The sequence below is a fragment of the Haloferax sp. KTX1 genome, assembly GCF_902410085.1.
GTDB lineage: Archaea > Halobacteriota > Halobacteria > Halobacteriales > Haloferacaceae > Haloferax > Haloferax massiliensis.
The window spans coordinates 141,869-148,050 of the sequence record NZ_CABPRH010000011.1 but is presented as its reverse complement, the minus strand read 5'-3'; the positions used below and the strand labels follow the sequence as shown (position 1 = coordinate 148,050).

At 69.4% G+C, this 6,182-nt stretch carries 6 protein-coding genes; 2 read left to right on the top strand and 4 right to left on the bottom strand.

Annotated features, from left to right (window positions below; all coding sequences use genetic code 11):
• Positions 1-1,382 (bottom strand): Rieske (2Fe-2S) protein (locus FY251_RS16605; RefSeq protein ID WP_148416179.1); only part of this gene is annotated, 1,382 nt, incomplete at its 3' end.
• A gap of 207 nt (positions 1,383-1,589) precedes the next feature.
• Here FY251_RS16605 and FY251_RS16600 point away from each other — a divergent pair.
• Positions 1,590-2,459 carry a PHP domain-containing protein gene (locus FY251_RS16600; protein ID WP_089781881.1) on the top strand — a complete coding sequence of 290 codons (870 nt, stop codon included), beginning with the start codon at positions 1,590-1,592 and terminating at the stop codon, positions 2,457-2,459.
• 79 nt (positions 2,460-2,538) lie between these two features.
• Here the strand turns inward: FY251_RS16600 and FY251_RS16595 are convergent, their stop codons facing one another.
• Positions 2,539-3,582 (bottom strand): Lrp/AsnC family transcriptional regulator, encoded by a 1,044-nt coding sequence (locus tag FY251_RS16595; protein WP_148416178.1) that lies wholly within the window; start codon positions 3,580-3,582, stop codon positions 2,539-2,541.
• Positions 3,583-3,690: 108 nt separating this feature from the next.
• Between FY251_RS16595 and FY251_RS16590 the strand changes: the two genes are divergently transcribed.
• Positions 3,691-4,773, top strand: coding sequence for an anthranilate phosphoribosyltransferase (locus FY251_RS16590; RefSeq protein ID WP_148416177.1), 1,083 nt, complete (start codon positions 3,691-3,693; stop codon positions 4,771-4,773).
• Between the two features lie 63 nt (positions 4,774-4,836).
• Here the strand turns inward: FY251_RS16590 and FY251_RS16585 are convergent, their stop codons facing one another.
• Together FY251_RS16585 and FY251_RS16580 are read right to left on the bottom strand one after the other, a co-directional pair.
• Positions 4,837-5,862 (bottom strand): succinylglutamate desuccinylase/aspartoacylase family protein, encoded by a 1,026-nt coding sequence (locus FY251_RS16585; RefSeq protein WP_148416176.1) that lies wholly within the window; start codon positions 5,860-5,862, stop codon positions 4,837-4,839.
• A 69-nt stretch (positions 5,863-5,931) separates the two neighbouring features.
• Positions 5,932-6,171: a DUF2892 domain-containing protein gene (locus tag FY251_RS16580; protein ID WP_148416175.1), complete on the bottom strand. Its 240-nt coding sequence runs from the start codon at positions 6,169-6,171 to the stop codon at positions 5,932-5,934.
• Positions 6,172-6,182: the final 11 nt, after the last annotated feature.

Below are 6,182 nucleotides of genomic sequence, written 5' to 3'. Positions count from 1 at the left end.
TCCCGACCCGACCCCCGACGCCGACCCGGCGGCGTGTTCAGGAACCGGTCGAGGTAGACGTTGACTGCGGCGTCGAACGCGCCCCGATAGAGCTCCGCGGCCCCGGTCCGCTCGGCGAGCCGGTGGACCGCGTTGGCGTAGGTGAACGTGTGGTGGACCGTGTTCCAGTCGCCGAACTCGTTGGTGGTCGAGAACCGCGCGACCCGCGTGCCGGCGGCGAAGGCGACGGCGTCGGCGAGTTGGGCGGGCGTCGCGCCGGCCCGAATCGCCTCGGCCAGCGCGTCGACGATGTCGTGCGGGTCGTCGCCGAGGAGGGTATCGAGCAGGTCGTCGGGGCGTGACCACGTTGCGCCCGCGCCGGCGTCGACGTGGTCGTCGAGGTCGGCGAACACGTCGTCGAGCGTGCCCGCGAGGTCGATTGGGCGACGCCACTCGGCGGACTCCTCGGCCCGGTCGGCGCGGGCGAGTCCGCGGACGAGGCTCGGGAGGACCTCGTCGGCGCGGTCCCAGCCGACGTGGTCGAGCGCCTCGCAGGCCTTGTTGACGAAGTCGAGGACGTGTCCCGTGTCGAGGTAGCGGTGGTCGGTGGCCGCGGCGGCGACCATGCCGGCGAGTTCGGCGTCGTCGTGACCGGCCGCGATTGCGGTCCGGAGGACGCGCTCCGCGCCGTCGGGGTCGCGGACTTCGACGTTCTCGCGGAACCACGACCGCAGGCGGTCGAAATCGGTGTCGGTCGCGCCGAGGGCGTCCTGTTCGAACCGCGGCGGTTCGTCGGAGACGTCGCCCGCGACGTGGACGAGTCCCTGATAGAGCGCGCGCTTTCGGTCCTCGGGGTCGAGGTCCGAGAGGACGTTCGCCATCGCGGTCAGGATGGTGAGTCCCGACCCCCAGCCGTCGCGCCTGTAGCGACAGCCGAACCGGACGCCGGTCGAAAGCGGCTCTGTCGGCTCGACGCCGGCGTCGAGGAGGCCGATGACGGACTTCGCGACCACCAGCCGGAGGTTCTGTTCGAGGCCGTCTTCCAGCCGGTTCGACCAGCGGACCGCCGGCGGTTCGTCCGAGTCGGGGCGGGGGTCGACGTAGACCGTCCCGTCGCGCACCTCCACGGGGTAGGTCCGCACGTCGTCGGCCCACGGGTCGAAGGTGTCGCCGCAGGAGAGCTCGAACCGGGCGTGGTGCCAGTGACAGGTCAGCACGCCCTCGTCCACGGAGCCGCGAGCGAGCGGGAACCCCATGTGCGGACAGGCGTTGTCGACGGCCCTGACGGAACCCTCGTGGTCGAAGAGGGCGATAGAGCGCCCGTCCAGCGCGACCAGTTCGCGGCCGGACTCGCGGAGGTCCGCGAGGTCGGCGGCCGGTCGAAAGCGGTCTTCGGATGCCATGTGCACACGTTCGACACGACGATTCCTAAAGATTCGCTGAAACGAATTTACGTCCGCGACGTGACTCGTTTCCGGGAATCACCCAGTCGCGGACGCTCCCGACCGATTCACGTGGGTTCTGGATTTCACCGTCACCGCCCCTTCCCGTGCCGCGAGCTAGCACGATTCGGGCGTGTCTTTTTCGTCACCGAGGCCCAACGAGGAGTCGTGTCCGCGCTGACCGTCCGCATCGACCCCCACGTGCACTCGGAAGGCTCGTACGACGCGCACGACCCGGTGGAGCTCATCTTGGAGCAGGCCGCCGAAATCGGGCTGGACGCCGTCGTCGTCACCGACCACGACGTCATCGACGAGTCGGTCCGAGCGGCGCAACTCGCACCGATGTACGGCCTCGTCGGCATCCCCGGCGTGGAAGTCTCGACGGCCGACGGCCACCTCCTCGCGCTCGGCGTGGAGGAGCTTCCGCCGCGGCGTCGCCCGCTGGACGAGACGGCCCGGTGGGTGCGCGAGCGCGGCGGCGTCGCCATCGTCCCGCACCCGTTCCAGCGGAGCCGACACGGCATCGGTCGCCGCCGGCTCGGCCGGTACCACGACGCCGCGGGCGGCGACGCCTTCGACGCCATCGAGACGTACAACTCGTGGCTCTTCACGGGCTACAAGAACCGCCGCGCCCGCCGGTTCGCGGCGAATCGGCAGTACCCCGGCGTCGCCGGCAGCGACGCCCACAGGGTCGGGTACGTCGGCCGTGCCTACACCGAAATCGACATCCCCGACGTGTCGCGGGCCTCCCTCACCGCCGACGACATCTTGGACGCCATCCGAAGCGGTTCGACCGAGGTGCAGGGCCGTCGGACGCCGATTCCGACGAGCACGAAGCACTACGCCGGCGCGGCGGGCCGGAAGTCCGCGTACTACGCCAAACGCGGGGCGCTCGGGAGCGCGCTCCTCGCCAAGAAGGGCGCGTTCAAGTCCGGCTACTACGCGAAACTCGGCGCGCTCAAAAGCGGGTCGCTGGCGAAGACCGGCGTCGCGCAGGCCGCGCGGATGCTCTACCGGCTGTCGCCGCTGTCGCGGTAGGCGGACTGATGTGACGCGGACGGCGGCGCAAGCGTCGAAAACGAGCGGTGTTCGGGCCGGCTTTGGTCCGTTTTCTCACTCAGTCGCCCGAACTCACGAGCTCCTCGTACTGCGCGCCGGTCTGCTTCAGTTTCGCCGTCGAGTACAGTCGCTCGTGGTCGAACGGGAGGTGGTCGGCGGCGAGTTCGTCTATCTTCTCGTCGACGGCGTCGGCGTCCCGGCCGTGAATCATGGTAAAGAGGTTGTACTCCCAGCCCTGCTCGGGGCGGCGCGGGCGGTGGTAACAGAGCGTGACGTACGGGAGGCTCCCGACGGCCTCGCCGCGGGCGTCGAGTTCGTCGTCGGGGACGTCCCAGACGACCATGCAGTTGTTCCGAAAGCCCGTGACGATGTGGTTGACGACGCAGCCGATGCGCTTGATACAGCCGTCCGCGAGGAGGCGATCGACGGCGACGAGCACGGCGTCGACCTCGGCGTCGAGGCCGTCGGCCACGTCGCGGTAGGGCGTCTTCGACAGCGGGAAGCCGCCCTGAATCGCCACGAGCAGGCGGGCTTCGAGCGCCGAGAGGTCGCCGGTCGCGTCCTCGGAGATACGGGTGGCGCTCACGTCGGTCGCGCCGAGGCTCTCGCGCGCGAAGCGGTCGTCGTTGACGATGGGGAATTCGAGGTCGATGTAGTAGTCGGTGAGCATCGGGAGGTTCAGCACCGCACAGCCGGTGCGCTCCTCGATTTCGTCGAGGATGCGGTCGCGCGTCTCGCGGGAGCCGGCGGTGACGACGAACCACATGTTCCACTCGTGGGCGCGGCGGTAGTTGTGGTTCACCTGCCGGTAGCCGTTGATGATTTCGGCTATCTCCTCGAAGCGCTCCTCGGGTGCGGCGACGGCCGCGAGGGTCGAACTGCCGATGACCGGCGGGTTGAGCACCGGGCCGAACCGCCGGAAGATGCCGTCCTCGCGGAGCCGGCGGACGCGGTCGATGGCGTCGTCCTCGTCGATGCCTAGCTCCTCGGCGACGACGCGGAACGGTCGTTGCTCGACCGGAAAGCCGCTCTGGTAGCCGTCGATAAGCGCCGCATCGACCTCGTCGATGCCGTCCCGCCAATCGTCCGCCAACGCGCTCATTACCCCGCGTTAGGAGTCGGGAAGCCTATCGCTTTCGGACGGCGTCGACGCTCCCGGGCGACGGGACCGAACGGGACGTTTTTTGAGCGCTCGCGCGAACACAGGCGCATGGCAGTAGTCGAAAGCGAGTTCGGGGAATGGCCGCTGAAGCGTCTGATGACGGAAGTCGTCGGCACGGGCACGAAGTCCGCCGAGGACATGACCCGCGAGCAGGCGTCCGAGGCGATGCGCCGCATCCTCGCCGGCGAACCGGACCACACGACGCTCGGCGCGTTCTGGCTCGCCAACCGCTGGAAGCACAACAACGCGGAGGAACTCGCCGCCTACGCCGACGTGATGGCCGAAGGCGTCGAGTACGCCGAACCCGACGTCGACCCGGTGGACTGCGGCGCGAACTACGACGGCAAGGGCAAGACCGCCATCCTCGGCGTCGCCGCCGGCGTCGTCGCCGCCGCGGCCGGCACGCCCGTCGTCGTCCACTCCGGCGACCGCGTCCCGACCCAGAAGCAGGACGCCTACAAGCACGTCCTCGACGAACTCGGCGTCCGCACGGAACTCGACCCCGAGGAGTCCGCCGACATGGTCGACGACACCGGCTTCGGCTTCTACTACCAGCCGCGATTCAACCCCGCCATCCACGCCCTCTGGGAGCGCCGCGACAACATGGGCGTCCGGACGTTCGTCAACACCGTCGAGACCATCGCCAACCCCGCGAACGCCTCGGTCCACCTCGGGTCGTTCTACCACCTCGCGTTCGCCAAGAAGATGGTCGACACCTTCGAGGCGAGCGAGCACCACGACCTCGACCGCGTGCTCATGTTCCAGGGCATGGAGGGCTACGACGACATCCGCCCCGGCTACACGAAGGTCGCCGAGTGGACCGCCGGCGACGACGGCGAGGCCACCTTCGACGACTTCGACATCGAGACCGCCGAGTACGGCATGGACTTCGAGTACGACGACCTCGGCGTCGACGAGGACGACGTGGCCGGCGACTCCGCGGCAATCACGGAAGCCGTGCTCGCCGGCGACCGCGAGGACCGCTTCGCCGACGCCGTCGCCCTCAACGCGGCGCTCCGCATCTACGCCCGCGAGGACGCCGAAACCATCGACGAGGGACTGGAGATGGCCCGCGAGGCCATCGCCTCCGGCGACGCGGAAGCCGTGCTCGAAGACCTGCGCGACTTCTAAAACCGACTCGAACGCGCTCGCCTCGACACGTCGGTCCCGCTTGTTCGACTGAACCGCCGTTCTCTATATGTCGAGGTCGCCGTCGGTCTCGTCGAACGGGTCGTCGCCCTCGACGTCGCCCTCGCCGTCGTCCAGCGGGAGCGCGATGCCGACGAGCGTCTCTCCGGCCGTGACGGTGGCCTCGCGGGCGATGGAGTAGACGATGCCCGCGCGCTCGGCTTCGACCTCCTGGAGCACCTCGTAGGTCGTCGGGTCGTACACCCAGCCGAGGTGGTCGCCGGGGCGGACCTCGCGGGCGAGTTCGACGTCCTCGCGGGCGACGAACAGTCCCGAAGCGTCGGCTTTCACGCGGCCGAGGTGGTTGCGGTAGGTGCGGCCGTCCCACGGCTCGACCGCGCCCGAGAGGATTCCCATGTCGCGGCAGACGTTGAGGACGCCCTCGACGCCGGCGACGACGGCCGGCTCGACGAGCTGTTTGTTGTGGGCGAGTTCGGGCGTGATGGAGGGGATGCCCGCGTTCGTGGCCGCGACGCGGAGTTTGCCGTCGAAGCTCCGCTCGGTCCACTCGTCGTCGGCCTCGTCGCCGGCGGCCTCCGCGAGGAGGATGTCGACGCCGAACGCCCGCGCGAGGTCGCGGGAGGACTCGTCGCCCCGGAGGTAGACGGTGTGAGTGAGCATGTCCGGGCTCCCGGTGTGGAGGTCGATGATGGCGTCGGACTCGCTGATGTACTCCCAGAGCTTCGCGGCCATGCGCTGGTGGAGCGAGCCCTCGGCGTCGCCCGGCCAGACGCGGTTCATGTTGGAGTTGACGGAGTCGAGCACCTCGGGAGTGACGTAGGAGACGCGGTCGAACGTCAGCGGGTCGGCGACGGGGACGGCGACGACGCGCCCCGAGAGCTCCGCGCGTTCGAGGCGGCCGTGCAGTCGGCGGAGCACTTCGGTGCCGTTGATTTCGCGCCCGTGTTGGGCGGCCTGCACGTAGAGCGTCGGCCCGTCGGTCCCGTCTGCTGGTTCGTAGGTGTGAACTGTCGTCTGTACCGGGACGCCGGAGGGGAGGCGGGTGAGCGTCACGGTCTCCGCGGTGTGCATATCCGACGCATCGCGGTGGGGTGTCTTGTAGTTAGGGGAGCGAGAAAGACGGACGGCGCGGGGCGACCGTCAGTTCCGGTCGTCCGAGGTGTCGATGCCGAACGGGAGATACAGCGGACACGTTCGCCGGAACCCGGTCACGAGCAGGGCGACGCCGACGGCGGCGACGAACGCGGCACCGAGCGCCGCGGGCACCGGCCCGAACCCGAGCGAGAACAGCCCCGCGTAGCTTCCGACCCCGCCGATGACGAACAGCGCACCGAGCGCGAGGCGAACGGTCCGGTCGAGCGTGCCGACGTTTCGTACCATACAGTAGTGCT

What these genes read in the sequence shown, in the direction of transcription:
- FY251_RS16595 (WP_148416178.1), bottom strand. Translation starts at nt 3,582, where the DNA reads ATGAGCGCGTTGGCGGACGATTGGCGGGACGGCATCGACGAGGTCGAT.
- FY251_RS16590 (WP_148416177.1), top strand. Translation starts at nt 3,691, where the DNA reads ATGGCAGTAGTCGAAAGCGAGTTCGGGGAATGGCCGCTGAAGCGTCTG.
- FY251_RS16585 (WP_148416176.1), bottom strand. Translation starts at nt 5,862, where the DNA reads ATGCACACCGCGGAGACCGTGACGCTCACCCGCCTCCCCTCCGGCGTC.
- FY251_RS16580 (WP_148416175.1), bottom strand. Translation starts at nt 6,171, where the DNA reads ATGGTACGAAACGTCGGCACGCTCGACCGGACCGTTCGCCTCGCGCTC.